At 72.2% G+C, this 26,179-nt stretch carries 27 protein-coding genes; 16 read left to right on the forward strand and 11 right to left on the reverse strand.

Annotation, left to right across the window (positions count from 1 at the left end; translation table 11 throughout):
- Positions 1-136 precede the first annotated feature (136 nt).
- The 7 genes from ACNYS0_RS03630 to ACNYS0_RS03660 all read left to right on the forward strand — a co-directional run bounded on the left by ACNYS0_RS03630 (position 137) and on the right by ACNYS0_RS03660 (position 6,874).
- Positions 137-2,419: a hypothetical protein gene (locus ACNYS0_RS03630; RefSeq protein WP_422471170.1), complete on the forward strand. Its 2,283-nt coding sequence runs from the start codon at positions 137-139 to the stop codon at positions 2,417-2,419.
- Between the two features lie 9 nt (positions 2,420-2,428).
- Positions 2,429-2,857, forward strand: coding sequence for a hypothetical protein (locus ACNYS0_RS03635; RefSeq protein WP_422471171.1), 429 nt, complete (start codon positions 2,429-2,431; stop codon positions 2,855-2,857).
- 65 nt (positions 2,858-2,922) lie between these two features.
- Positions 2,923-3,423, forward strand: coding sequence for a MaoC family dehydratase (locus tag ACNYS0_RS03640; RefSeq protein ID WP_422471172.1), 501 nt, complete (start codon positions 2,923-2,925; stop codon positions 3,421-3,423).
- A 130-nt stretch (positions 3,424-3,553) separates the two neighbouring features.
- The gene (locus ACNYS0_RS03645; protein ID WP_422471173.1) at positions 3,554-4,456 is read left to right on the forward strand and encodes an ABC transporter substrate-binding protein; all 903 of its coding nucleotides are present in this window, start codon (positions 3,554-3,556) and stop codon (positions 4,454-4,456) included.
- Positions 4,453-5,238: an ABC transporter permease gene (locus ACNYS0_RS03650; RefSeq protein ID WP_422471174.1), complete on the forward strand. Its 786-nt coding sequence runs from the start codon at positions 4,453-4,455 to the stop codon at positions 5,236-5,238. Before ACNYS0_RS03645 ends, ACNYS0_RS03650 begins: the two co-directional genes overlap by 4 nt.
- Before the next feature lie 44 nt (positions 5,239-5,282).
- Positions 5,283-6,065 carry an ABC transporter permease gene (locus ACNYS0_RS03655; RefSeq protein WP_422471175.1) on the forward strand — a complete coding sequence of 261 codons (783 nt, stop codon included), beginning with the start codon at positions 5,283-5,285 and terminating at the stop codon, positions 6,063-6,065.
- Positions 6,062-6,874 (forward strand): ABC transporter ATP-binding protein, encoded by an 813-nt coding sequence (locus ACNYS0_RS03660; RefSeq protein WP_422471176.1) that lies wholly within the window; start codon positions 6,062-6,064, stop codon positions 6,872-6,874. Before ACNYS0_RS03655 ends, ACNYS0_RS03660 begins: the two co-directional genes overlap by 4 nt.
- On the opposite strand, the gene ACNYS0_RS03665 is transcribed toward ACNYS0_RS03660, so the two are convergent.
- From ACNYS0_RS03665 to ACNYS0_RS03675, 3 genes are read right to left on the reverse strand one after another with little or no spacing between them, the layout of a single operon-like run.
- Positions 6,834-7,403: a TetR/AcrR family transcriptional regulator gene (locus tag ACNYS0_RS03665; protein WP_422471177.1), complete on the reverse strand. Its 570-nt coding sequence runs from the start codon at positions 7,401-7,403 to the stop codon at positions 6,834-6,836. The genes ACNYS0_RS03660 and ACNYS0_RS03665 overlap by 41 nt on opposite strands.
- A gap of 10 nt (positions 7,404-7,413) precedes the next feature.
- Positions 7,414-8,844 (reverse strand): amidase, encoded by a 1,431-nt coding sequence (locus ACNYS0_RS03670; RefSeq protein ID WP_422471178.1) that lies wholly within the window; start codon positions 8,842-8,844, stop codon positions 7,414-7,416.
- Positions 8,831-9,001: a hypothetical protein gene (locus ACNYS0_RS03675; protein ID WP_422471179.1), complete on the reverse strand. Its 171-nt coding sequence runs from the start codon at positions 8,999-9,001 to the stop codon at positions 8,831-8,833. Before ACNYS0_RS03675 ends, ACNYS0_RS03670 begins: the two co-directional genes overlap by 14 nt.
- A gap of 124 nt (positions 9,002-9,125) precedes the next feature.
- Here ACNYS0_RS03675 and ACNYS0_RS03680 point away from each other — a divergent pair, with 124 nt between their 5' ends.
- Complete coding sequence (locus ACNYS0_RS03680; RefSeq protein ID WP_422471180.1) at positions 9,126-10,082, forward strand: MBL fold metallo-hydrolase; 957 nt, start codon at positions 9,126-9,128, stop codon at positions 10,080-10,082.
- Positions 10,083-10,118: 36 nt separating this feature from the next.
- The gene (locus tag ACNYS0_RS03685) at positions 10,119-11,003 is read left to right on the forward strand and encodes an isocitrate lyase/PEP mutase family protein (RefSeq protein WP_422471181.1); all 885 of its coding nucleotides are present in this window, start codon (positions 10,119-10,121) and stop codon (positions 11,001-11,003) included.
- A gap of 1 nt (position 11,004) precedes the next feature.
- Here ACNYS0_RS03685 and ACNYS0_RS03690 read toward each other — a convergent pair whose 3' ends face one another.
- A complete protein-coding gene (locus ACNYS0_RS03690) occupies positions 11,005-11,721 on the reverse strand; it encodes a FadR/GntR family transcriptional regulator (protein ID WP_422471182.1) in 717 nt (238 codons plus the stop codon).
- A 195-nt stretch (positions 11,722-11,916) separates the two neighbouring features.
- Here ACNYS0_RS03690 and ACNYS0_RS03695 point away from each other — a divergent pair, with 195 nt between their 5' ends.
- The 4 genes from ACNYS0_RS03695 to ACNYS0_RS03710 are packed head-to-tail and all read left to right on the forward strand — an operon-like array spanning position 11,917 to position 16,056.
- Entirely contained in the window at positions 11,917-12,876 is a 960-nt protein-coding gene (locus ACNYS0_RS03695) for a dihydrodipicolinate synthase family protein (RefSeq protein WP_422471183.1), read from the forward strand.
- On the forward strand, positions 12,873-13,823 hold the full coding sequence (locus ACNYS0_RS03700; protein WP_422471184.1) for an ROK family protein: 951 nt from the start codon (positions 12,873-12,875) through the stop codon (positions 13,821-13,823). Before ACNYS0_RS03695 ends, ACNYS0_RS03700 begins: the two co-directional genes overlap by 4 nt.
- Positions 13,820-14,518, forward strand: coding sequence for an N-acetylmannosamine-6-phosphate 2-epimerase (locus ACNYS0_RS03705; protein ID WP_422471185.1), 699 nt, complete (start codon positions 13,820-13,822; stop codon positions 14,516-14,518). Before ACNYS0_RS03700 ends, ACNYS0_RS03705 begins: the two co-directional genes overlap by 4 nt.
- A 59-nt stretch (positions 14,519-14,577) precedes the next feature.
- Entirely contained in the window at positions 14,578-16,056 is a 1,479-nt protein-coding gene (locus tag ACNYS0_RS03710) for a sialate:H+ symport family MFS transporter (protein ID WP_422471186.1), read from the forward strand.
- Between the two features lie 22 nt (positions 16,057-16,078).
- Here the strand turns inward: ACNYS0_RS03710 and ACNYS0_RS03715 are convergent, their stop codons facing one another.
- Both ACNYS0_RS03715 and ACNYS0_RS03720 read right to left on the reverse strand, forming a co-directional pair.
- Positions 16,079-16,804: a hypothetical protein gene (locus tag ACNYS0_RS03715; protein ID WP_422471187.1), complete on the reverse strand. Its 726-nt coding sequence runs from the start codon at positions 16,802-16,804 to the stop codon at positions 16,079-16,081.
- A gap of 90 nt (positions 16,805-16,894) precedes the next feature.
- Positions 16,895-17,347: a MarR family winged helix-turn-helix transcriptional regulator gene (locus ACNYS0_RS03720; RefSeq protein ID WP_422482443.1), complete on the reverse strand. Its 453-nt coding sequence runs from the start codon at positions 17,345-17,347 to the stop codon at positions 16,895-16,897.
- Positions 17,348-17,429: 82 nt separating this feature from the next.
- On the opposite strand from ACNYS0_RS03720, the gene ACNYS0_RS03725 reads away from it, so the two are divergent.
- Positions 17,430-17,579: a hypothetical protein gene (locus tag ACNYS0_RS03725; RefSeq protein ID WP_422471188.1), complete on the forward strand. Its 150-nt coding sequence runs from the start codon at positions 17,430-17,432 to the stop codon at positions 17,577-17,579.
- An 18-nt stretch (positions 17,580-17,597) separates the two neighbouring features.
- On the opposite strand, the gene ACNYS0_RS03730 is transcribed toward ACNYS0_RS03725, so the two are convergent.
- From ACNYS0_RS03730 to ACNYS0_RS03750, 5 genes are all read right to left on the reverse strand, one after another.
- A complete protein-coding gene (locus ACNYS0_RS03730) occupies positions 17,598-18,638 on the reverse strand; it encodes an FAD-binding oxidoreductase (protein WP_422471189.1) in 1,041 nt (346 codons plus the stop codon).
- A complete protein-coding gene (locus ACNYS0_RS03735) occupies positions 18,635-19,894 on the reverse strand; it encodes an aromatic ring-hydroxylating oxygenase subunit alpha (RefSeq protein WP_422471190.1) in 1,260 nt (419 codons plus the stop codon). Before ACNYS0_RS03735 ends, ACNYS0_RS03730 begins: the two co-directional genes overlap by 4 nt.
- Before the next feature lie 20 nt (positions 19,895-19,914).
- A complete protein-coding gene (locus ACNYS0_RS03740; protein WP_422471191.1) occupies positions 19,915-21,975 on the reverse strand; it encodes an oxidoreductase in 2,061 nt (686 codons plus the stop codon).
- 212 nt (positions 21,976-22,187) lie between these two features.
- Complete coding sequence (locus ACNYS0_RS03745; RefSeq protein ID WP_422482445.1) at positions 22,188-22,937, reverse strand: IclR family transcriptional regulator; 750 nt, start codon at positions 22,935-22,937, stop codon at positions 22,188-22,190.
- 102 nt (positions 22,938-23,039) lie between these two features.
- Entirely contained in the window at positions 23,040-23,846 is an 807-nt protein-coding gene (locus tag ACNYS0_RS03750) for an IclR family transcriptional regulator (RefSeq protein WP_422471192.1), read from the reverse strand.
- Between the two features lie 203 nt (positions 23,847-24,049).
- On the opposite strand from ACNYS0_RS03750, the gene ACNYS0_RS03755 reads away from it, so the two are divergent.
- Together ACNYS0_RS03755 and ACNYS0_RS03760 are read left to right on the forward strand one after the other, a co-directional pair.
- Positions 24,050-25,255: a quaternary amine ABC transporter ATP-binding protein gene (locus ACNYS0_RS03755; protein ID WP_422471193.1), complete on the forward strand. Its 1,206-nt coding sequence runs from the start codon at positions 24,050-24,052 to the stop codon at positions 25,253-25,255.
- Positions 25,239-26,162 carry an ABC transporter permease gene (locus ACNYS0_RS03760; RefSeq protein ID WP_422471194.1) on the forward strand — a complete coding sequence of 308 codons (924 nt, stop codon included), beginning with the start codon at positions 25,239-25,241 and terminating at the stop codon, positions 26,160-26,162. The genes ACNYS0_RS03755 and ACNYS0_RS03760 overlap by 17 nt, the downstream gene beginning before the upstream one ends.
- The last annotated feature ends 17 nt before the right edge of the window (positions 26,163-26,179 follow it).

A 26,179-nucleotide genomic window follows, 5' to 3' on the forward strand; every position in this document is an offset into this window, starting at 1 on the left:
CCCACCTCCGGGAGCGACACCACCCCCACTTCCGCCCCGATTTCCACCCCTTGCCCCTATCTGCCGTAACTGCCTTGAAGGGGGCGTCCGGTCGGCGTAGAACGCTGTCAAGGCGCAACGGGGGAAGGACGAGCCCATGGGGGATGTGGGCAGGGTCGACGTACGCGGGGAAGTGAACGGGCAGGTCGTCGTCGGCCGCAACAACGTCGTCATCAATGCCGAACAGGGCGCGTACGTCGCCTACCGGCCCGAGGGGCCGCCCCTACTGCGGCTCCGGGCGCGCCCGTATCCGGGCGGCTCCGCGATCCGCGGGCAGGGCGAGACGCCGATCGGTCGCGGCGACGAACTCGCCGCGATCGGCGCCTGGTTGGAGGCGGGCCTGCGGGTTCAGGTCTTCGGTCCGCCCGGCATCGGCAAGAGCGCGCTGTTGCGCCGCTGCGCCGCGGAGCAGCTCGCGCTGGGCCGGCCCGTCCTCCACCTCCACGCTGCCGACAGGACGACGGAGGATCTGCTCCAGGAGATCTTCCAGGCCTGCTACGAGCTTCCCGACGGCCGCCCCTGCGAGGGCTACAAGCCCGAGCCCGCCACCCTTCGGCAGCTGTTGGGCGACCTCCACCTGGTCCTCGTCGTCGACGACCTCCAGGTCTCCCCCGAGGATCTGGGCGCGCTGATCGAGGCGACCCCGGGCTGCCGACTGCTCACGGCCGCCGTGGACCGCATCGAGCGGCCCGACGCCCGCCCGTTGCGCCTTGAGGGGCTGCACGAACAGCAGGCGTTCGAGCTGCTGGCCCGCGAGGTGGGCCGGTATCCGACCGGGCCCGCGGCCGACGCGGCCCGGCACCTGATCGCGGCCGTCCACGGGCACCCGCAGACCGTCGTGCAGGCCGCCGCCGCGTTCAACGCCGGGCAGGGGCGGAGCGCCCACGGCGGCCCGCCCCGGCCGGCCGGATTCTTTCCGGTCGACGACACCGCTCTCGCCGTCGGCACCGCGGCCCGCCTTTCGGAACGGGCGGTCGGGCTGCTGCGTCCCCTGTGCATCCTCGCCCCGCTGCCCTGCTCACCCGTCCTGCTGGCGGCGCTCGGGGTACGTCCCGATCCGGCGGCGCTCGCCGAACTCACGGCGCTGCGCCTGGTCGAGGCCGACGGCGACGACCTCTGCCCCTGCGGGCCGTTCGCCGTGCTCGTCGCCCAGCAGTCCGGGGCGCTGCCCGGCGCCGCCCAGCTCGCGCCCGCCCTCACCCACTGGCTGCGGACCCGCGCCACCCGGCAGGAGGCGTGCGCCGAGGCCGCGGCCATCCGGCGGGTCCTGGGGAATCTGGCCATGATCGAGGACCACCGGGGCGTGCGGGACCTCGCGCGGGCCGCGGCCCCGCTGCTCGCGCTCTCGCTGCACTGGGGCGTGTGGGGCCAGGTCCTGCGCTACGGCCGGGCGGCGGCCCAGTTCCTGGGCGCCGTGGCGGATGAGTCGTACTTCGCCCACGAGGTGCACGTACGGGCCGTCGCGCTGAGCACGGCGTCCTCGGGGCTCCTCGGAGGGGGCGGGGGCGTCGGATACGCGGCGGCGCACGCGGGTGGCGGGGGTGGGGGTGGGGTCGGCGGCCAGGGAGTACCGGGGCCGGGCCAGGGCGGCCCGGCCGTCCCGAGCGGCCCGCCCGGTGCGGGCAGCCCGATCGGCGCCGGGCCGCCACGCCCACCGGGCCGCGGGATCCACCGGGCACGCCACTCCCTGCACCACGCCGTCTCGTCGCACCCCGTGGCGGTCGGCGCCGGTGGCGTCCTGGCGGCGGCGGGCGTGGCGGTGGGCGCCGCGACCCTGGCCGGCGGCGGCACTCCGGTGGCGGTGAACGGCACCCCGAGCATCGCCTCTCCACTGACCCGGCTGTCCTCCACGAGCCCCACCGACTCGCCCACGACCCCGAGCACGAGCGCGAGCCCGACGCCACAGCCGTCCCCCACGACCACGGCCCCCACAGGTCCGCGCGGCTCCGCACCCCCGCCCGGCTCGGGCGACTGCCCACCGGTCGGGCTGCCCGCACGGGACTTCGGCGCCGTCCAGATCGGCGACTCGAAGACCGAGACCGTCCACTTCACCTCGTGGCTCAAGTGCGACGACGAGCAGGCCCTGAGGTCCAGCGACCCCGCCAACTGGAAGACCGCCCTGACCTCGTGCCCGCCCGCGGGCGGCTCGCACGACTGCGTCTTCCAGGTCACCTTCGCACCCAAGAAGCCGGGCGCGTACAAGGCGCTGGTCACCATGCCCGACGACGCGGGGCAACAGGACGTGTCGATGCAGGTGGCCGGGTCGGCCGTCGCCGGCCCCACCGGCCCGCCCTCCACCACGACGCCGCCCTCGCCGCCTCCCTCCCCCACCCTTTCCGGCACGGAACCACCCTCCGGGCCCGCCCCGGGCATCGACTGAGGAGAGCCCATGTCCCGCACACCAGACGGCGACCACTACGAGATCCGGACCGAAGGCGGTGTCTCGGGCCAGGTGGTCGTCGGCCGCGACAACACCGTCTCCCAGGTGGCGGGCCCCACCGCCCAGGCCGCCGTGACCGAGCAGCAACTGGCCGAGCTGCGCGCCGAGTTCGCCCGCGTCCGCGCGCTGCTGCCCGACGGCGCCCCCGAGCGGGCCGGGGAACTCCTCGACGAACTGGAGGAGTCCGCGACCGCGCCGGAACCCGACCTCTCCACCATGGAGTACGTACGCCGCTGGTTCGCCCGCCATCTGCCCGCACTCGCGGGCGCGGTCACCAGCCTCGTCGTCCACCCGGTCGTCGGACAGCTGGTGGCGGCGGCCGGCGGCACGCTCACCGAGGAGTTCCGCCGACGCTTCGGCGGCGAGGGCACCGCGTGACCGGCGGCGGGCGACCCGGCCCGCTCCCGCCGCACGAAGCGCGCCCGTCCGCTAACGTGCGCCCGATGACCACCTCATCGACGCACGCCATCGGCCCCGACTTCAACACCCCCGTCGAGAAGCGGTACTTCGAGGACTACGTCCCCGGATCGACCTACACCTTCGGCAGCATCACCGTCACCGAGCAGGCCATCCTGCGCTTCGCAGGGGAGTTCGACACGCAGGACATCCACACCGATCCCGAGGCGGCCGCCACAGGCCCCTTCGGCGGGCTCATCGCCAGTGGCTGGCACACCGCCTCGGTGATGATGCGGCTGTACGCCGACCACTACGTCAGCAAGGTCGCGAGCCTGGCCTCGCCCGGTATCGACGAACTGCGCTGGCCGCGCCCGGTCCGCCCCGGCGACAGCCTCTCGATCCGCACCACGGTCCGCGCGGCCCGCCCCTCGCGCAGCAAGCCCGACCGGGGCCTCGTCCACACCGACGTCGAGGTCCTCCAGCAGGACGGCGAGACCGTACTGACCCTCACCGCCATGAATCTGCTGCTCCGCCGCGACCAGCAGTGATCCGGTGACGGCGGCGCACGCCCTGTGGCGATCATCGTCAATCACCTGATAGGCAATGATTGTGACGTTACGTCAGGGAAAGACGCGAACGGTCGGGGCGGCGGTGGCCGTCACCACACTTGCCTTAACGATGACGGCGTGCGGGGACAGCGGGTCGGACGGTGCGGGCGGCGGCCAGGACACCCAGGTCACCGTCGCCGCGCTGCCGTTGACGGACTCGGCGGCGCTCTACATCGCCCGCGACCGCGGGCTGTTCAAGAAGGAAGGGCTGGATGTCCGCATCCAGCCCGTGCAGCAGAGCATCCAGGCGCTGCCCGCCCTGTCCAAGGGGCAGGTCGACGTCATCGCGAGCGCGAACTACGTGACCTTCCTCCAAGCCCAGGAGAAGGGCACGCTCGACGTGCGGATCCTCGCGGAGGGCGTGCGGACGGCGCCGCACATGATGGACGTCCTGGTGCCCAAGGACTCCCCCATCAAGAGCGCGGACGACCTCAAGGGCAAGAAGGTCGCCGTCAACATCCTCAACAACATCCAGACGCTGACGCTGGACGCGATCCTGGACAAGCGGGGCGCCGGCAGGCCCGCGTACCGGCAGATCGCGTTCCCGCAGATGGGGGCCGCGCTGGAGAAGGGTCAGGTCGACGCGGTGCATGTCGTCGAGCCCTTCGACGGCGCGATCCAGCACGGCCTGAAGGCCCGGGTCCTCGTCGACGGCGCCGCGAGCCCCGTCGAGTCGCTGCCCATCAGCGGGTACGTCACCACCGCCGCGTACGCGAAGCGGAACCCGGACACCGCCGCCAAGTTCAAGCGTGCCATCGAGGCCGCGTCGAAGATCGCCGACGCGGATCCGGCCGTCGTCCGCAAGGTGGTACCCACGTACAGCAAGGTGAAGTCCGCGCAGGCCGAGTCGATGGGGCTGCCCGCGTATCCGACGCGGACCGATGTGGCACAGCTGCGCCGCCTCACCGAACTCATGCACAAACAGGGGCTGTTGAAGAAGACCGTCGACCCGTCGACGCTCGTCGTCGAATGAGCGGGCGCGGCCGCCGGGACGCCGGGCTCGGCATCCTCGGCGTGCTGCTGGCCTTCGGCGTGTGCGAGGCGGTGTCCCGCGCGGGGATCGTGCGGCGCGAGTATCTGCCGCCGGCGTCCGAGATCCTGGCCCGCGCCGTCCGGCTCGCGGGCGACTCCGTGTTCCTCGACGGGGTCGGTGCCACGCTGCGCGCCTGGGTGCTCGGGCTCGCGCTCGCCTGCGCGATCGCCGTGCCGGCCGGCCTGCTGCTCGGGAGCGTGCCCGTGGTCGACGCCGCGGTCCGCGCCGTCGTGGAGTTCCTGCGGCCGCTGCCGTCGGTGGCGCTGATCCCGCTGGTGTCGCTGCTGCTCGGCTCCGGCACCGAGACGGAGGTCGCGCTCGTCACGTACGCATCGGTGTGGCCGATCCTGTTCAACACGATGTACGGCCTCGGCGAGAGCGATCCGCTGGCCAAGGACACGCTGCGCGCCTTCGGCTTCGGCCGGGCCGCGGTGCTGCTGCGTGTCGAGCTGGTCGGCGCGGCGCCGTTCATCGCCGCGGGCATCCGCATCTCGGCGGCCGTCGCGCTCGTGGTGGCCGTCGCCACGGAACTCCTGTCCGGGTTCGGCGAGGGCCTCGGCATCTTCATCGCCCAGGCCCAGCAGGCCACGGACGGCAACCGGGACGTGCTCGCGGGCGTGGTGTGGGCGGGCGTACTCGGTGTGCTCATCAATGGCGTACTGGTGTGGGGCGAACGGCGGCTGTTCCCGTGGACGCCCGAGCGGCGGACGGTGCGGACGTGACGCGGCCGCTCCAGGCGCCAACACGCCTTCCACGTACGCATGTTGTGCGCCCTCGGACCGGCGCCCTGCTCCGCTGGCCCGTACTCGCGCTCGCCGTCGCGCTCTGGGAGGTGTCGGCCCGCGCGCACGGCAGTGTCTTCTTCCCGCCCCCGTCACGCATCGCGCGCCACGCCTACGAGCTGTGGTTCTCGGGACCGGTCTCCCATGTGTTCCTCACCGACGCCGCGTTCGACACCATCGGCCCGAGCCTCGGCCGGATGGCCGCCGGATTCCTGCTCGCGGCCCTCGCCGGGATCGTGCTCGGCGTGGCGATCGGCCGCTCCCGCCGTGTGTACGCGCTGTGCGATCCGGTGCTGCAATTCGCGCGGGCCGTCCCGCCGCCCGCCCTGGTCCCGGTCTTCGTCGTGGTCCTCGACTTCGGTACGCCGATGCAGATCACGTCGATCGTGTTCAGCGCCGTGTGGCCGGTGCTCGTGAACACGGCGGAGGGCGCCCGCAACACGGATCCGCTGCGCCTGGAGGTCGCCGCCGCGCTGCGGCTCACCACGGCCGAGCGGCTCTGGTACGTCGTCGTGCCGTCCGCGCTCCCCCGCATCTTCGCCGGGCTGCGGCTCAGCCTGTCGCTCGCGCTGATCCTCATGGTGTTCTCGGAGCTGCTGCCGGGCACCGAGAACGGGATCGGCTTCGTCCTCACCGACGCCCAGTCACGCTCGGACCTGCTCACCGTGTGGGCGGCGCTCGCCCTGCTCGGCGTCCTCGGCTATCTGCTCAACACCGGCCTGCTGGCCATCGAGAAACGCGTGCTCGGCACGGGGAGGGCGACATGACGACACACCTGGGCGAGGAGGAAGGACCCCACCTGCTGCGCCTCACCGCCATCAGCCGGTCCTACGGCTCCCATCGCGTCCTGCACGATGTGTCGCTGACCGTTCCGAGCGGCCAACTCCTGTGTGTCGTGGGCCCGTCGGGCTGCGGAAAGTCGACGCTGCTGCGCACGATCGCGGGGCTGCTCCCCGTCCAGGAGGGCACGATCACGCTCGACGGCTCCCCGGTCACCGGGGTGCCCGACCGCCTCGCGATCGTGTTCCAGGACTACGGCCGCTCCCTGCTCCCCTGGCTCACGGTCCGCGACAACGTGGCACTGCCGCTGCGCCGCCAGGGCCTGCGCCGCGCCGAGCGGCGCGCCGCGGCCGACCGCATCCTGGCCCGTGTCGGCCTCGAAGCCTCGGCCCGCCGCCACCCCTGGCAGCTCTCCGGCGGCATGCAGCAACGGGTCGCGATCGCCCGTGCGCTGGTGGTCCGCCCCTCGCTGCTCCTCATGGACGAGCCGTTCGGCTCCCTCGACGCGCAGACCCGCGAGGACCTGGAGGACCTCCTCCTCGACGTCCACCGCACCGACGGCGCCACGATCGTGTTCGTCACGCACGACATCGACGAGAGCGTCTACCTCGGCGACCGCGTGGTCGTCCTCTCACCTGCCCCCGACTCCGGTATCGCGCTCGACCTGCGGGTCCAACTCCCCGTGGAACGCGACCAGATCACGACGCGGGGGCTGCCGGAGTTCGTGAAGCTGCGGGCGGAGGTGGGACGGACGGTCAGGTCGCCGGGCCCGCCGCTTCGAGCGTCTCCCCCATGAGGCGGCGGGCGTACGCGGCGTCGAGGCCGTGCGGGCGGAAGAGGATCCGGTACATGAGGGGTGCGACGACGCGGTCGATGACCGTCTCGACGTCGGGTGTCCGCTCCCCGCGCGCCTTCGCACGGGCGAGGACGACGTCGATCTGTTCGGCGGCGTAGGCGGAGCACTGGCCCGCGTTGCTGCCGTCCGGGTCGCCGAGCAGGGCGTCGCGGATGTAGGCACGCCCCGCGGGTGAGGCCATCTCGTCGAGGAACTGCTCGGCCCAGGCCGTCAGGTCACCGGAGAGGCTGCCGTGGTTCTCCGGCTCCGTTTCGGGCCGCAGCCGCTCGACCGCCACGTCGGACAGGAGCGCCTGGAGGTCTCCCCAGCGCCGGTAGATCGTCGACGGTGTCACGCCCGCGCGCTGGGCGACCAGCGGCACCGTCACCGCGTCCCTGCCCACCTCGGCGGCGAGTGCGCGCACGGCCTCGTGCACGGACGCCTGGACCCGGGCGCTGCGCCCGCCGGGGCGTGCCATCTGCCTGCTCATGGGACCCATGCTAGAGCGACATCGTTGCGTCTACGGATTCGCGGTTTCCTCGTGCCGCAGGGGCGAGCGCGCGGGCGGGACGGGTGCGCTCATAGGTGTGTCCGACCCGCAGGAGGGTGTGCTCGCCGAGGGGGCGGCCGAGCAGCTGCATGCCGATGGGCAGCCCGGCCGCATCGTGGCCGACCGGTACGGACAGGGAGGGGATGCCGGTGATGTTGGCGGGGGACGACAGGCGTACGTAGGCGTCGGACACCGCTTCCACGGTGCCGTCGGCCCAGGTGATCGTCTCCTGGGAGGCCTCGACGGCGGTCATCGGGACCGCGGGGGCGGCGACCACGTCGACCTGCCGCAGTACACGGGCCCACTCCTCCCGCATCAGCGTCCGCGAGCGCTGGGCGCGCAGATAGTCCCCGGCATTCATCGCCTCGCCCGCTTCGAGCAGGGTGCGGACGTCGGCCTGGTAGAGCTCGGGGGCCGCCCGCAGGGTGCTCTCGTGGTACGCGGTCGCCTCGGGGACCATCAGCCCCCACTGCGTGGCCCGCACGTAGCGCGTCATCGGGATGTCGACCTCGACGAGCTGCGCACCGAGGGACGCCAACCGGTCGATGGCGCACCGGACTTCGGCCTCCACTTCGGGGTGGACGTGGTCGAAGTAGTAGGTCCTCGGCACTCCGACGCGCAGCCCCTCGAGACGCCCGTCCGCACGGGGCCGATGGTCCGCGGACGGGACATCGAGCGAGGCCGGGTCGTACGGGTCGTGGCCGACCAGCGCGTTCAGGACCAGCGCCGCGTCCTCGACGGTGCGCGTGATCGGGCCGACGTGGTCAAGGGACCAGGACAGTGAGGTGACACCGCGGCGGGGCACCAGACCGTAGGTCGGTTTCAGGCCGACGACACCGTTGAGCGCGGCGGGCACGCGGATCGAACCACCCGTGTCGGTGCCCAGCGCGAAGGTCGCCATGCCCGCGGCGACGGCCACGGCGGATCCGCCGCTGGAGCCGCCGGCGACGCGTTCGGCGTCCCATGCGTTGCTGGTCTGCGGAGTGGTCAGGCCGTACGCGAACTCGTGCGTGTGCGTCTTGCCCAGCAGTACGGCACCGGCCTGCGCCAGGCGGGCGGCGACCGCGCTGTCGGTTTCCGCGCGATGACCGGCCCGCACCCGGGAGCTGGCCGTCGTCGGCACGCCCGCGACGTCGATCATGTCCTTGAGCCCCATGGGAATGCCGTGCAGCGGGCCGCGACGGCGCCCGGCCGCGATCTCGCGTTCGGCCGCGCGTGCCGAGGCACGGGCGTGGTCCGCGGTGACCGTGACATAGGCCCCGAGCCCGGGCTCCACCTGCGCGACGCGGGTCAGGACGGAATCCGTCAACTCGACGGGTGACAGACGCCGTTGCCCGATCGCGTCCGCGGCCTCACTCAGGGACATCTCATACGGCTGCAACGGGCTTCTCCTGTTCCGGCGACCGCGACTGTTCCGCGCGGTAGGCGAGGGCGGGCGGGGTGTCGCCGAAGTCCAGCTCCCGCAGGACCGAGACGACGGAACGGATGTGCTCGGCGGTGGCGGCGACGGCCTCGGCATGCCGCTCGGGTTCGGACATGGACGGTTCTCCCTTGCACTCCAAACGCTAATCATTTGCGTTAGTGGGACCGTAGCGCCTACGGTCCCACTAACGCAAACAGTTAGCTTTTAATGCCCGCCGCGACCTCCTGGGAAGCCCTCTCATGACCACGACCCCCTCCTGGACCGTCGGTGACATCACCGTCCACCGCATCGACGAGACACCCCTGCCGCCCGCCACGGGACCGTGGCTGCTGCCCGGCGCCACCCCGGACCTCGTCGTCGAACAGGACTGGCTGCACCCGCACTTCGCGGACGCCGACGGCACCCTCCGCCTCGACAGCCACACCTTCGCCTTCACCGTCGGCGGCCTGCGCGTCCTCGTCGACACCGGTATCGGCAACGACAAGGAGCGGGCCAACCCCGCATGGCACCACCTGAGCACCGACTACCTGCACACCCTCACCGCCGCCGGATTCCCGCCGGACTCGGTCGACCTGGTGATCCTCACCCACCTGCACGCGGACCACGTCGGCTGGAACACACGGAAGGTGGACGGCGCCTGGGTACCCGCCTTCCCGCGAGCCCGTTACCTGGTCTCCCGCGCGGAGCGGGAGTTCTGGGCCGCGTACGACATGGACGAGGCGCGCGAGCAGATGTTCCGGGACTCCGTGCTCCCGGTGGAGGAGGCGGGGCTGCTCGACCTCGTCGACGTCCCCGCCGAGGGGATCACCGTCGCCCCCGGCCTGCGGCTGCTGCCCACGCCGGGACACACCCCGGGCCACGTGGCCGTCGAACTCGCGGACCACGGCGGCACGGCGCTCATCACCGGCGACTGCGTCCACCACCCCGTACAGCTCGCACACCCCGCCGTCGGCGCCTGCGTCGACATCGACCCGCAGGCGTCCGAGCGCACGCGCCGGACCCTGCTCGGTTCACTCGCCGGCACGGACACACTCCTCCTGGGCACCCACTTCGCCCCGCCCACGGCGGGCCGCGTCGTCGCCCACGACGGCGCCTACCGCCTCTCCCCCGTCCCGGCCGATCCGGACCGACACACTCCGCCGCAGCCCGCGCCCACTTCCCCTGACGACCCCTCCCAGGGTCGAATGGGGAGTTGATCTCGAGCGAGGAACCGACCCGGTGGAGGCAGACCCATGACGGACATGCGCAATCGGCTGCGGGAGATCCTGCGGGAGCGGTCGGCGGTGCTCGCGCCAGGTGTGTACGACGGGTTGTCGGCGTCGCTGACGGCGGGCGCCGGATTCCGGGCCGCCTACATGTCGGGCGCGGCCGTGGCCGCCGCGAACGGGCTGCCGGACATCGGGCTCGCCACGCAGACCGAGATGGTGCGTCGGGCGGGGCTGCTGGCCGGGGTGTTGGACATCCCGCTCATCGCCGACGCGGACACCGGGTTCGGCGACATCACGCACACCTACCGGACCGTCCAGCTGTACGAGCGGGCCGGGGTCGCCGCGATCCAGCTGGAGGACCAGGAGTTCCCCAAGCGCTGCGGGCACCTCGACGCCAAGCGCGTGGTGGACGCCGAGGAGTTCGCCGCGAAGATCGAGGCGGCGGCCGAGGCGCGCCGCGACCCGGACACGGTCCTCATCGCCCGCACCGACTGCCGCGCCACGCACGGCTTCGACGAGGCCGTGCGCCGGGTCAACCGCTACGTCGAGGCGGGCGCGGACATGGTGTTCGTCGAGGCACCGCGGACGTTGGAGGAGGTGCGGCGGGTGCCGTCCGAGGTCGCCGCGCCCGCGCTCTTCAACCTCGTCCCCGGCGGCAAGACACCCGACGCGGATCTCGACGTACTGCGCGAGGCCGGATACGCGCTGGTCATCATGCCCCTCCTCAACGTCGGCGGCGCCGCGGCCGCCATGCGCGCCGCGCTGGCCCGCGCGGCGGCCGGTGACCTCGACACCGCGGGACACGTGCCGGTGCGCGACCTGTTCGAGTCCGTCGGGCTCGGGTTCTGGGAGGACCTGCGGGGCCGGTACGACAAGGGGGCGGGGCCCCGCGACCGGCCGGAGGCCTGATTCAGCCCACCGGGCGGGCCTCCGCGGCCACGCCGCCCGGTGCGAGCCGCTCCCGGATCCCGTCGAAGTGCGTGCGCATCGCCGCCGCCGCGCGGGGCCCGTCCGCCGCGGCCAGCGCCTCGACGATCGCCTTGTGATGGGCGGCGGTGACGGCGCCCACCTGGTGGCTGTCGCCGATGTCGTCGCGGACCTGGTCCATGGCCGCCCAGAACGCGTCGAGCACCTCGCTGAGCAGATAGTTGTCCAGAGAGCGGTAGAGCGCCACATGGAAGGCGCGGTCCGTGGCCCGCGCGACGCGCCCCGTCTCCGCCTCCTTCTCCATGTCCGCGACGATCCCGCGCAACGCCTCGAGGTCCTCCCCGGGCAGGGACGCCGCCACGCTCTCGATCAGCCCGGCCTCCAACGCCTCGCGCACCCGCATGAGTTCGTACAGGCTCGGCTCGCCGTTGCGGTGTCGCACCGCCGCACGGAAGGCGAGGCCCTTGACGAAGGGGTCGAGGGAGAGCGAGCCCACGAAGGTGCCGGAGCCGCGCCGGATCTCGATGACCTGAAGGGCCTGGAGCGCCTTGAGCGCCTCGCGCAGCGAGACCCGGCTGACGTCGAAGAGCTCCGCCAGCTCGCCCTCGGGCGGCAGCGGACTGCCCGGCGCGAGACCGCGCTCCAGGATCAGCTGCTTGATGCTCTCCTGCACGTCCGCGGTCAGCGTGGAGCGGGCCACCGACGCCTCCTTCCGATCGGCCGGGTGTGACGACCCGGTGCTGCTTTCCCGGCATGGATCCCGGGTGTGACATACGACGCTCTTGACCTGTGGCGCCCAGCTGAGTCTATGGTGACGCCTGACGTAAGACATCTTACGTCTTACCTCGCGGCCGATCGCCGGCCGTACCTCCGCAGCAGCACTGGAGCAGTCGCAATGCCTCTCACCAGCCCTCTTCGCGGGATCGTTCCGCCCGTCTGCACGCCGCTCGACGCGGACGGCGACATCGACACCGCCTCTCTGTCCCGGCTCGTCGAGCACCTCGTCGACGGCGGCGTGCACGGACTCTTCGCCCTGGGCTCGACGAGCGAGGTCGCCTACCTCACCGACGCGCAGCGCGGCACGGTCCTGGAGACGGTGGTGCGCGCCGCGGCGGGCCGGGTGCCGGTGCTCGCCGGCGTCATCGACACCACCACGCCGCGCGTCCTCGACCACGCCGCGAAGGCGGCGGAGCTGGGCGCCGACGGGCTCGTGGCCACCGCGCCGTTCTACACGCGCACCCACCCCCTGGAGATCGCCCGGCACTTCCGGCGCATCCGCGCGGCCGTCGACCTGCCGCTGTTCGCGTACGACCTGCCGGTGTCGGTGCACAGCAAGCTGTCGGCCGCGCTGCTGCGGGAGTTGGCGCAGGACGGCACGCTGGCGGGCGTCAAGGACAGCAGTGGCGACGAGGGCGGACTGCGTCGCCTCATCGTCGAGCTGGGCGGCCGGCACGGCCGGAAGTCCGGGCCCGCGCCCGACTTCAGCATCCTCACCGGCTCCGAACTCACCGTGGACGCGGCCCTGTTGGCGGGCGTCGACGGTGTCGTGCCGGGCATCGGGAACGTGGACCCGGCCGCGTACGTACGTCTCTACGAGGCCGCCCGCGCCGGTGACTGGGACCTGGCGGCCAAGGAGCAGGAGCGGCTCGTCGAGCTGTTCGGCATCGTCGACGTCGGGCCCGAGGGGGACATGGGGCGCAGTTCGTCGGCGCTCGGCTCCTTCAAGGGTGCGCTTCGGCTGCTCGGTGTCATCGACAACGGCGACACCGCGTTCCCGCAGATCCAGCTGGACGAATCGTCCGTCGAGAGCATCGCCGTGCGTCTGCGGGCCGCCGGGCTCGCGCCGGTCCGATGAGTACCGGGCCCCTTCCCGTGTCCGGTCCCGTCATCGGACTCGACCTGGGCGGCACGAAGATCGACGCCGCCCTGGTGGGTCCGGGCGGGTCCGTACTCGACCGGCACACCAGACCGACCCCTGCCGCCGAAGGGCCCGCTGCGGTCCTCGACGCACTCGGTGAGGCGGCACGGTCCGTCGACCGCGGGGCGCTGGCCGTCGGTGTCGCCGCCGCCGGTGTCGTCGACCCTCGTACGGGCACGGTGACCGCCTCGACCGACACGATCCGCGGGTGGGCGGGCACCGTGCTCGGCGCCGGCCTCGCGGACCGCACCGGCCTCCCGGTCGCCTGCGACAACGACGTGCGGGCCACGGCCGCACCCGAACTCGCCGCGCTCGGCGGCGCCGGGACGCTGTTGTTCGTCGCCGTCGGTACGGGCGTCGGGGGCGCGGTCGCCGCGGGCGGCCGCATGCTGCACGGGGTCGCGGGCGTCGCGGGGCACATCGGGCACCTGCCGAGCCCGGAGGCGGCGGGGCTGCCGTGCACCTGCGGCGCGAGCGGGCACCTGGAGGCCGTCGCCTCGGGGCCGGGCATCACGGCCCTGTACGAGCGGCTCACGGGGCACCCCGTCGACCGCCTCCAGACCGTCGCCGAACGAGCGGCGGGCGGGGACGACGAGGCGGCCCGCGCGATCACCATCGGCGCGACGGCGACCGGGCGCGCCCTCGGTGGGCTCGCCAACGCGCTCGGCCCCGACCGCGTCGTGGTCGCGGGCGGCGTGCCGCGGATCGGACCGCTGTACCGGGACGCGCTTGACCGCGCGTTCGCCGCTGAACTCCTGCCGCTGCTGCGCCACTTGAAGCCCGAGGCACCGAGGAACGGCGCGGACGCGGCCGTGCTCGGCGCCGCCGCGCTCACCGCGACCGGGCCCCTCCACCACCCCCGACACCAGAGGCGGAATCCGTGACGACCACCAGCCCTCCCTCCCCCGCCGCGCTCGCCGAAGCCCTCGCGGGCCGGCTGATCGTGTCCTGCCAGGCACCGCCCGGCGACCCGATGCGCGAGACCACCACCCTCGTGCGCCTCGCACGGTCCGCCGCGGCGGGCGGCGCGGCGGCCATCCGCGCCAACGAACCCGAGGTGGTGGCCGCGATCCGTACGGCGGTCGACCTGCCGCTGATCGGCCTGTGGAAGGACGGCGACACCGGCGTCTACATCACGCCGACCGTCCGGCACGCCCTGGCGATCGCCGAAGCGGGGGCGGACGTGGTCGCGATCGACGCCACCGACCGCCCCCGGCCCGACGGCGGCACCTTCGCCGCGGCGGCCGAGGCGGTGCACGCGGCGGGCGCCCTGGTGATGGCCGATGTCTCGACGTTCGACGAAGGTGTCACCGCGGCCGCCGAGGGCGCCGACCTGGTGTCCACCACGCTCTCCGGCTACGTCCCCGGCACCCCGGAGCAGGACGGCCCGGACCTCGACCTCGTCGCCGCGCTCGCCACCGCTCTCGACGTCCCCGTGGTCGCCGAGGGCCGCATCCGCACCCCGCAGGAGGCCGCCCGCGCCCTCGCGCGCGGCGCCCACAGTGTCGTGGTCGGCACGGCCATCACCGCTCCCACGGCCCTGACCGGCCAATTCGTCGCAGGACTCACTCAGCGCTGACACATCACCGCCCGCGGCCCGTGCTCAATGCCGAGGCGGTCCGACATCATGGAGACATCGTGCGCACTGCAACCCACGACACACGTCCCTGGTACCGCGAGGTGACCGGTACCCAGTGGAAGTCGTTCTTCGCCGCCTGGGTCGGCTATGTCCTGGACGGTTTCGACTTCGTCCTGATCACCCTCGTCCTCACGGAGATCAGTGACGACTTCGGGCTGAGCACGGTGGAGGGCGCCAGCCTGGTGTCCGCCGCGTTCATCACCCGGTGGATCGGCGGCGCCGTGCTCGGCGCCCTCGGCGACCGCTACGGCCGCAAGCTGTCGATGGTGGTCAGCATCCTGCTGTACTCGCTCGGCACCTTCGCCTGCGGTTTCGCCTGGGACTACACCAGCCTGTTCGTCGCCCGGCTCGCCATCGGCATGGGGATGGCGGGCGAGTACAGCGCCAGCGCCACGTACGCGATGGAGAGCTGGCCGGCACGCCTGCGCAACCGGGCGAGCGGATTCCTGATCTCCGGCTTCTCGGTCGGTTCGGTGCTGGCCGCCGAGGTGTACAAGTGGGTGGTGCCTGCACTCGGCTGGCGGTGGATGTTCTACATCGGGATCGTCCCGATCGTGGTGGCCCTGTGGCTGCGCCGGGCGCTGCCGGAGGCCGCCGAGTGGAGCGAGACGGTCGAGCAGCGGGCGACGAAGCCCAACCCGTTCCGCCCGCTCTTCGCGACGACGGCCCGCGCGACGGCCAACGTCGTCCTGGCGGTGGCCGCGACGATCTCCCTCTTCGCCGTCTTCACCCCCATCGGCGCGGGGTACGTGCCCGTGCTCGCCGTCGTCGCGGGTGTCGGCCTCATCGCGCTCGCCGCGCAGCTGGGCGGACGCCGCAACTGGACCCTGTACGTGGCGATGACCGTGACGGTGTTCTTCGCGTTCCTCTACACCTGGCCCATCCAGGCACTGCTGCCGACATACCTCAAGACCGACCTCGGCTACTCCCCGGACCAGGTCAGCAACGCGATGTTCTTCGCGGGCTTCGGCACGATGGCGGGCTGCTGGCTGGCCGGGTTCGTCGGTGACTGGATCGGCACGAAGAAGGCGTACGCGCTCACGCTGATCGCGTCGATGGTGTTCGTGTTCCCGGTCTTCGCGGTCAAGGACAACCTGCTCCTTCTGGGCGCGCTCCTGTTCGTCCTGCAAGGACTCAGCTTCGGCATCTCCGGTCTGTTGCCGCGCTACATCGGCGGCCACTTCCCCACCGAGAACCGGGCGGCCGCCCTCGGCTTCACGTACAACGTGGGTGCGCTCGGCGGCGCCGTGGCCCCGGTCCTGGGCGCCTCGCTGGCCGACGGAATGCCACTGGGCCGGGCCCTGGCGGTCCTCACCTTCGCGGGCACCATCATCGTCGTGGCCCTGGTCGGCCTCGACGTGCCGGCCCGCCTGAACCGCCTGACGGACCCGGACGCCACGCGCGACCACCTGGCGGTCGACCTGGCGGCGCCGGTGGCGGACACGCCGCAGCCGAACGGGGCGGGCAGCAAGTCCTGACGGGCCGGGTGCGCAGCGCCGGTCACCACCAGGCGCTGCGCACCCGCAGGCTTCCGGTGTCCACACACCCGGCACCGTTCACGACCTCCTCGGTGTCGAGGCTCCAGCCGACGACACCGTTGCCCTTGCGGCCCAGCTCGATGAGCTGCTGGGTCGTGTTCCGGGTGCCCTCCTGCACCTGGCACTCCAGGACCGACGTCCACGCCTTCCCGTCGAGGGCGGAGCCGAAGGCGAGCAGGGGCAGCACGACCACCGTCAGCAGCAGCGAAAGACCCTGTTCCCACCGGCGCCCGCTGACGACCCCCAGCCGGAGCGCGTACGCCACGACCGCGGTGCCGAGCCCCCACCAGGGGCCGTAGAAGCAGGCGGCGATGATCCCGACGGCGACCGGGTTGACGAGGGTGAGCGCCACCCGCCGTGCCGCCTGCCCCACCCCGCCGCCCTTGGGCACGGAACCGCGCGCGGCGAACAGGGCGAACACGACGCGGGACACCACGACACCGAACACCGAACCGAGGGCGGGCTCGGTGAGCAGCATGCCGATGAGCACGTCCGGCCAGTTGCCCAGCTCCATCCCGACGAACACATCACGGGCGGGCTCCCCTCCGCCCACCGTGTAGGCGACCTTCACGGTGGGGATCGCGAGGGCGAGCGCCATCAAAAGCGTGTGCCCGGGCCCGCCCTTGCGGTCGAGGGCCTGCTCCTGCGGTGACGGCGGGTGTTCTTCGTGTACGGCTGTGCCAGGCATGCGGGCCATGAAACAGGGCGTGATCTGCCGTTGCGGCGCCGACACGGCGGGCGGGACGGCGGGATCACCGGCCGGCGGAACCGGGACGCCTCACCAGACCGGCCGCAGCGGCGGAATCGTGTCGCCCGCCAACGTGCGGACCATGGCCGCGAGTTCCGCGCGCGGCATCTCCCGTCCGGCCGCCCGGAGGCGCTCGGCCAGTTGGCCCTCCAGGTCGTGCAGGATCCGTCCGGCCACGGCGAGGTGCTCCGTGGCCTTGTCGGTCAGCACGACGAGTTTGCGGCGGCCGCCGGCGGGGTGCGGCGGCCGTTCGACGTATCCCCGCTTCTCCAGGTCGTCGATGATCTGGCCCGCGGCCTGCTTGGTGACTCCGAGCCCTTCGGCGAGCTCGCTGCTGGTCGCGCCGGAGCCCTTCAGCATCTGGAAGACCAGTCCGTGCACGGGGCGCAGGTCGGAGTACCCGGCGGCGTCCACGCGGCTCACGAATTCGGTGAGGACCAGTGAAAGTGCGCAGCGGACGACCCAGAGCCCGGCCGGGGCGATGTTCGGTCTCGCGGCCCCCAGCCAGGGCAGTACCGAAGTCAGTACGTGGCGGGTGGAGTTGAACGCCGATTGCGCCACGCCGGTGCACATCATCGATCGCGAGCAGATCTGGATGCCGGTGGGCGGGGAGTTCGAGGTGGACGTGGAGGGCAAGGTGGAGCGGGCCGCTGCCGGGCAGGCGGTCGTCCTGCCCGGCAAGGACGACAGGATCCCGCTCCCCTGGGCCGAGTGACGGCCGCGGTGACGGCCGCTAGACGTCGATCACCAGGTCCTCCCGCGGCGTCGAACAGCACAGCAGGATCTTGTTGTCGGCGATCTCGCGGGGGCGGATGCCGCCCGCGTGCCGCATGTCGACCGAGCCGGACAGGAGGCGCGTCTTGCAGGTGCCGCACATGCCCTGTGCGCAGGAGGCGGGGAGGGTGATGCCCTCGCGGGCCGCGGCTGCCAGGACCGGTGTCTCCGCGTCGCACTCGATGGTGCGGCCGGTGCGGGCCAGTTGGACCTTGAAGCCGGTGCCGATTCCGGTGCCGGACCCGGGTTCGGTCGCCCCGGATGCCTCGAACGCGAAGCTCTCCTCGTGGTGGTGGGCCATGTCGAAGCCCTCGCAGGTGAGCATCTCCCGCACCGCCCGCATGTAGCCGGCAGGACCGCAGGTGAAGACCTCGCGTTCCGCCAGGTCGGGGGCCACGGCGCGCAGCACCTGGGCGTTCAGTTGCTCGGCGTGGTCGTCGAGGAGGTGGCGGATCCGGAAGTTGGGGGACGCCGCCGCGATGAAGTCCAGTTCGCGGCGGAAGATGATGTCGTCGAAGGTGCGGGCGCTGTGCACGAAGACGACGTCCACGGGGTGGGCCAGGTCGTACAGCGTGCGGGTCATCGACATCAGCGGGGTGACCCCGCTGCCCGCCGAGAGGAACAGGTATTTCGGGGCGGGGTGCTGGTTGATGGTGAACCGGCCGAGGGGGCCGCGCGCCCACACCGTGCCGCCGGGCGCCAGGTGGTCGTGCAGCCAGTTCGACACGTGCCCGCCGGGGACGCGCTTCACCGTGATGGTGGCGAGGTCCGGGCGGGTGGGGGCCGAGGAAAGTGTGTAGCAGCGCTCGACGGGCTCGCCGTCGATGTCCAGGCAGAGCGTGAGGAACTGGCCCGGGTCGTGGCGGAAGAGCCGCGGTTCGGTGGGGGCGAGCACGAAGGTCCGTACGTCCGAGGTCACGTCGTGGACCTGCTGGCACACCAGCAGGCCGTCGGCCCAGGCGGGCGGGGATCCCGCCGCCGTCGGCGTCGCTGTCGTCATGACCCCTCCAGGTGCGCTTCGAGCCGGTTGATGTACCAGGTGACGAAGTCCTCGACCTGGGATTCGGTCGGGCTGTAGGGGCCCGGCACGTACGCGGGGCTGCTCACGCCCAGGTGGGCCCGGGAGACGAAGACCGCGTCCTGTTCGTTGGTGGCCACCCAGACGCCGGTCAGGGTGTCGAGGTCGTAGTCGACGCCCTCCTCGGCGTCCGCGTGCACGAGCCAGGTCGTGCGGACGAGGGTGCGGTCCGCGGCGAGCGGAACGACGGAGAACAGCACCGCGTGGTCCGCCGAGAAGTGGAACCAGGCGTTGGGCTGAAGATGGAGGCCCAGGTGGCCGAGGCGCGCGGTCGGGAAGTCGGCGAGCAGGCGGCGTACGGCGGCCTTGCCGTCGGGGGTGAAGGACTCCCCGGCCAGGTCGAGGGGTTCGCGCTGGATGCGGAAACCCGTGGGGCGTTCGACCAGTTCCTCGATGGTGGCGTGGGGCAGGCCGAGGGACTCGTACGTGGCGCGGGCCTCGGCGTCGGCCTTCCGGAATCGCTCGAAGGTGGCCCGCATGCCGGGCGGCACCTCGTCCTCGGTGAAGTTGTAGAGCGGGAAGTAGCAGCGCTGGAGTTCGGGGTGGCCCGCGCAGTGGTAGCACTCGCGGTTGTTCTCCATGGTGAGCTTCCAGTTGCCGTGCTCGACGAGGTCGATCTGCCGGGCCACCTTGGCGCGGGCCAGGTTGTGCGGCGCGAGATAGGGCTCGACACGGGAGGCGAACTCGTCGAAGTCCTCGGGCGGTTCGGCCGCGAGGGACAGGAAGACGAGTCCTGCGACCGTGCGCAGAGGGACAGAGCGCAGGCTGAAGCACGAGCGGTCGAAGTCGGGCGGCTGGGACTCGGCGTGCAGCAGTTGCCCGTCGACGCCGTACGTCCAGTGGTGGTAGCCGCAGACGATGTTGCCGACCGATCCGCGCTCGTCGTTGAGGATGCGGGCGCCCCGGTGGCGGCACACATTGTGGAACGCCCGGACCTCCTCGTCGTCGTCGCGGACGACGATGACGGAGTACGGGCCGACGGTGAGCGTGATGTAGTCGCCAGGTTCGGGGAGTTCGGCCTCGGCGGCGGCGAAGATCCAGCTGCGGGCGAAGACGGCGTCGACGTCGAGGCGGAAGAACGCGTCGCTGACGTAGAAGGGGGCTTCGAGGCTGTGGCCCGCGGCGCGGCGGGCGACGAGGTGGGCGGGGCTGGCGTCGGAGGAGGCGTGAACGGTCATGAGGTCGCTCCGGGGACTCGTCAGACGGGCAGGCACAGGCGCAGCGCGTCGTACACGGCAGCGTGGATGTTGCGGCTGGTGACCGCGTCGCCGATGCGGAACAGTTGGTAGCGGCCGGCCTCGTTGCGGACGACGGTCTGGGCCTCGCGGGCGATCAGAGCCCGGTGGTCGACCTCGCCGAGGTTGCGGGAGGCGGGCAGCAGGTCGGTGTAGAGCTCGTCGTTGGGGAGGGTGCCGTGCTCGACGACGACGTGGTCGACGACGCGTTCGGCCTCGGTTCCGGTGTACTCACTGAACAGGGTCGCCACGAGTCGGCCCTCTGCCCCACGGCGCACGGAGCGCAGGCGCCGGGCGAGCGTGACGGTGACGTCGTGCTCGGTGAACGCCCGTAGGTAGGCGGGCGAGTTCATGCTGCCGACGTCGGGGGCGAGGGTGCGCTCCGGTGTCACGTACTCGAGGCGGGTGCCGTGCGCGGCGAGGAGTTCCGCGACGTCCATGGCCGGGTGGCCACCGTGGTCGTCGTAGATCAGGACCTGGCTTCCCGCGCGCGGGCGCAGGGAGCCGGACATCACGTCCCAGGTGTCCGCGACGAGCCCCTCCCCCGCGGTGAGGAAGGAGCGGTTGGGGAGGCCGCCGGTGGCGACGACGACGAGGTCGGGGTGTTCGGCGAGCACGTCGGACGCTTCCGCGTACGCGCCCAGGCGCAGGTCCACGCCGAGGTGTTTGCACTCGGCGACGCGCCAGTCGACGATGCCGAGCAGGTCGTGGCGGCGGGGGTTCTGCGCGGCGAGCCGGATCTGTCCGCCCGCCTGGTCGCCGGCCTCGAACAGCACGACGTCGTGGCCGCGTTCGGCCAGGACGCGGGCGGCTTCCAGGCCCCCGGGGCCACCGCCGACGACAACTGCCCTGCGGCGTGGGCCGGTTGCGGCCGGGACGGTGTGCGGGATCTGGAGTTCACGGCCGGTGGCCGGGTTGTGGATGCATTTGGTGTCCCCGGAGTCGTAGATCGCGTCCAGGCAGTAACTCGCCCCGACGCAGGGGCGGATGCGGTCCTCGTCACCGGAGCGGATCTTGGCGACGAGGTGCGGGTCCGCGATCTGCGCCCGGGTCATGCCGACGAGGTCGAGGAGTCCCTCGCGCAGGGCGTGCCGGGCCGTGGCGGGGTCGGCGATGCGGGCGGCGTGCATGACGGGGATGTCGAGGCGGCGGCGGATCTCGCCGGTGAAGTCGAGGAAGGGGCCGAGCGGGGTGCCCATCGAGGGGATCGTCCTGGCCAGGGAGGCGTCGGATTCGATGGTGCCGCGGATGGCACTGATGAAGTCGATGCCGTCGGCGCTGAACCGCTCGGCGGCGGTGAGGCCTTCGGCGAGGGTGAGGCCGCCGGGGAGGTCCTCGTCCAGGGCCATGCGGATGCCGACGACGAACTCGGGGCCGACTGCCTCGCGCACCGCCTTGATCACTCTGCGGGGGAACGCCATCCGGTGTTCCAGGTCTCCGCCGTACTCGTCGTCGCGGTGGTTGGTCGCCGGGGAGAGGAAGCCGTCGAGGAAGTGGCCGTAGGACTGCAACTCGATGCCGTCCAGGCCGCCTTCCTTGCAGCGCACGGCCGCGGCGGCGTAGTCGTCGACGATCCGGTCCAGGTCCCAGGGCTCGGCCGCCTTGGGGAACGCGCGGTGGGCGGGCTCGCGCAGCGGGGACGCGGCGACCACCGGCAGCCAGTCGCCCGTGTAGTTGCTGGTGCGGCGTCCGAGGTGGGTGACCTGACACATGACGGCCGCGCCCGCCGCGTGCACGTCGTCGGCGAGCAGGCGCAGCCAGGGCACGATCTCGTCGCGGTGGAGCAGCAGGTTGCCGAAGGAGGGCGGGCTGTCCGGGGAGACGACCGCGGAACCACCGATCATCGTCAGGCCGACGCCGCCGCGGGCCTTCTCCAGGTGGTAGGCGCGGTAGCGGTCCTTGGGCAGTCCGTCCTCACCGAAGGCGGGCTCGTGGGACGTGCTGACCACCCGGTTGCGCAGGGTGAGGTGCTTCAGCCGGAAGGGCTGGAGCAGGGGATCCAGGTTCGTGTTCGGTGCGCGCACGACAGCTCCTAGGGAGGCAGGGAAGCTCTGTGGCCCGGATGTTGTGGCTGTGTCGGGGCGGGACGGCCCCGGATGTGCTGCGGCAGGGCGACGGGGATGGCTGCGTGACGGCGGCGCCGCCACGTTCCCGTTTCGCGATGTGAAACACCAACGCGATGCGAGACAAATGTGCGGCGCGCCAGAGCGCGTCGTCAACCCCTACCGCTGCGTAATCAGCCGCGCCGGATGTAGCCCTTGCGCCACGAGATCTTCTCGCCGGCCGCCACCAGCTGTTCGGCGAGCCCGGAGATCGTGTGGTCGTTGATCCGGAACGTCGGTCCGGAGACCGTCACGGTGGCGATGACCTCGCCGTTCAGCGACCTGATGGGGGCGGACAGCGAGGCGAGCCCGATCTCCAGCTCCTCGCTGATGACGCCGTAGCCCAGCTCACGCACGCCCTGAAGCTGCTCCTTCAGGAGCGCCGGGTCCGTGATGGTGTGCGGCGTGAACTCCTCCAGCGGCTGCTCGAGGATCTCGGCGGCCTCCGGTTGCGGCATGTGTGCCAGGAACACCTTGCCCGCCGACGTGGCGTGCAGGGGCGTGCGCTTGCCGACCCAGTCGATGCTGGTGATGGCCGCGTTGCCGAGCACCTGGTCGATGCTGATGACGGCCTCGCCGTCGTAGACCGCCACGTTCACCGTCTCCCCGACGGCAGCGGCCAGCTCCTGGCAGACCGGGCGGCTCAGCAGCGACAGGTCGTTGCCCTTGGTCGCGCCGCCCGCGAGTTCGACGACGGTGTAGCCGATCCGGTAGCTGCCGCGCTCACTGTCCTGCTCCACGAGGCCGCGCGCCTCCAGCGTGGCGAGCAGCCGGTAGACGGTCGACTTGTGGATGTCCAGGGCGTCCGCGACCTCCGTGACGCCGGACGGGCCCTGCACGGCCAGCACTTGGAGAATCGACACCGCCCGGTCCACCGACTGCACCGACGTGTCCCGCGCGCGACCTTTGCTGCTCATACCGGGAGCCTATCCAGGAAGCGCCTGCGCACACCGGTGACGATCGCCGCGGGAGCGGCCGCGCCGCGCTCAGCCCCGCTTGACCTGCCCCCGCCGCCAGGAGATCTGCTTGGCGGCCATCAGCAGTTGCCCGGCCAGGTCGGGGACGGTGTCCTCGCGGATGCGGAAGGCGGGGCCCGAGAGGGTCACGGCGGCGACCACCGTGTCGTCGAGGGCGTGGACCGGCGCGGCCAGGGACACCAGCCCGATCTCGTGCTCCTCGAACGAGACGGCGTAACCCCGTTCCCGTACGGCGGCGAGGTCCGCCGCGAGGTGCTCCTCGCCGGTGATGGTGTGCGGGGTGTAGCGCTCCAGGCCCTCCCCGTTCGACAGTTCCGCGGGCAGCCGCCCGTGCCGGTCGGGGGCGGGGTGGGCGAGGAAGATCTTGCCCGCGGCGGTGGCGTGCAGTGGGCAGCGCCTGCCCACCCAGTCGACGCTCGCGATCGCGGCCTCCCCGGCCACCTGCCCGACGGTGACCACGTCCCGGCCCTCGCGGACCGAGACGTTCACCGTGTCACCGGCGGCCCGCGCCAGCTCCTGGCAGACGGGGCGGCCGACGAGGAACAGGTCGGTGGTCCTGGCGACCGCCGCGGCGGCGATCTCGGTGAGCGGGTGCCCGATCCGGTAACGGCCGCGCTCCGCCCCCTGTTCGACGAGGCCGCGCGCCTCCAGGGTGGCGAGCAACCGGAACACGGTCGTCTTGTGGACGCCGAGCTGTCCGGCGATCTCGGTGACGCCGCACGAGCCGCGGACCGCCAGGATCTGAAGCACCGACACGGCCCGGTCGACGGACTGGACCGCACGGTCGCGCGCTCGCCCACGACTGCCGGTCGTCATCACAGCACCCTCCCGCCCCGCTCCGACGGCCCAACTAGCCACTCGTCGACGTTAATTCGCGGTTGCCCATACGCAAGAGCCTTGACGCGCCGTCACGATCAACGGCATCGTCACACCGTACTGCACATCTGTTGCGCATTGCGAAACACCAGCTCGGACATGCGTTCCAACCGCCTCGCGCGGTTCCCCGGAGGTGGGGCACGGTGATAGAAGCAGCACGGCTCAACAAGATTTTCGAGACCGCCGACAGCACGGTCCACGCGGTGCGCGACGTGTCCTTCACCGTGGAGCCCGGCGAACTCTTCGTCGTCATGGGCCTGTCCGGTTCCGGGAAGTCGACCCTGCTCCGGATGCTCAACCGCCTCGTCGAGCCGAGTTCGGGCGAACTGCGCGTCGATGGGCGGGACTTGCTGGCGATGGACCACGCGGACCTGCGCGAACTGCGCAACCGCAAGGTCAACATGATCTTCCAGCACTTCGCGCTCTTCCCCCACCGCACGGTCCGCGAGAACGCCGCGTACGGCATCCGGCTGCGCGGCGGCACCGCCGCCGAGCGACAGGAGCGCTCGGACTGGGCGCTGCGCACCGTCGGCCTCGCCGACTGGGCCGACTCCTACCCCAGCGCCCTGTCCGGCGGCATGCGCCAACGCGTCGGCCTGGCACGGGCGTTGGCCACCGACGCCGAGATCATGCTCATGGACGAGCCGTTCAGCGCCCTCGACCCGCTGATCCGCCGGGACATGCAGGACCTGCTGCTCGGCCTCCAGCGCGATCTGCGCCGCACCATCGTCTTCGTCACCCACGACCTCAACGAGGCGATGCGGCTCGGCGACCGGATCATGGTCATGCGCGACGGGGGCGTGGTGCAGCTCGGCACCGCGACCGACATCCTCGACTCCCCCGCCGACGCCTACGTGCGCGACTTCGTCTCCGACGTCGACCGCTCCCGCGTGCTGACCGCCCGCGCCGTCATGCGCGAGCCGCTGGCGACGGCGGGCCTCGACGACGACCCGCGCGACGTGCTGCGCTCCCTGGCGGACCTCGAGGCGGGCGCCGTCTATGTCCTCGACGCCGACGGAGGCGTGGCCGGCGTGGCCCACGACGACGCCGTCGCACGGGCCGCCGACGCGGGGCACGCCGCGCTGCGCGACAGCCCGGAGTGCCTGAGCGATGCCTACGGGCGGGCGGGCCCCGACACACTGCTCGTGGACCTGTTCCCGGCGGCCGGGCGGTACTCGGTGCCGCTGGCCGTGACCGACGACGACGGTCGACTGCTCGGAGTCGTGCCCCGCGCGGCACTGCTCACCGCTCTCTCCGCACCGCAGGCCACCAACTCCCGCGATCGGGACGATACTTCCGAAGCATCAGGCAGCTCACAGGAGGAGGTCGCCGATGCTGTTCAGCGTTGATCTCGGTACCCCGGTCAACAAGGCCGTCGACTGGCTGACCGAGAACCTCAGTGGTCTCTTCGACGCCGTCACCTCCGTGATGACGGGACTGGTCAACGCGGTCCTCTTCGTGCTGACAGCCCCTCACATGCTGGTCATCATCGCGGTGTTCACGGTTCTCGCGTTCCTCGCGCGCGGCTGGTTCTTCGCCGTCTACACCCTGGCCGCGTTCCTCCTGATCCAGGGCATGGGCCTGTGGACCCCGGCGATGCAGACGCTCGCCGTCGTCGTGGTCGCGTCGGTGTTCGCCGTGGTCATCGGGGTGCCGATCGGCATCTGGGCCGCGCGCAGCCCGCTGGCCAGCACGCTGGTGCGGCCCGTCCTGGACTTCCTCCAGACGCTGCCGGTCTTCGTCTACCTCATCCCGGCCGTCTTCTTCTTCGGCATCGGGCTCGTCCCAGGCGTCGTCGCCACCATCGCCTTCGCCGTCTCGCCCGCCGTGCGCCTCACCGAACTGGGCATCCGGCAGGTCGATCCGGAGGTCGTGGAGGCCGCGCACGCCTTCGGGGCCAAGCACGGCCAGATCCTGCGCGGTGTCCAACTCCCCCTGGCCCTGCCCTCGATCATGGCCGGCATCAACCAGGTCATCATGCTTGCGCTCTCCATGGTCGTCATCGCCGGCATGGTCGGCGCCGACGGCCTGGGGACCATCGTGGTGCGCGGCATCAGCCAGCTCGACGTGGGGATCGGCTTCCAGGGCGGCCTCGCCGTCGTGTTCCTCGCCATCTTCCTCGACCGCGTCACCAGTGCCCTCGCCACCCCCCGCATACGCCGCCGTCCGGGCCGCGGGCGCACCGGCACGACCCCGGTGGCCGACACGGAGAAGTCGCCCTCTCCCGCCTCGTCCACCACTCCGGTTTCCGCGTGAAGACAGGAGCTCCAGCC

The organism is Streptomyces anthophorae (genome assembly GCF_049310305.1).
Classification (GTDB): domain Bacteria; phylum Actinomycetota; class Actinomycetes; order Streptomycetales; family Streptomycetaceae; genus Streptomyces.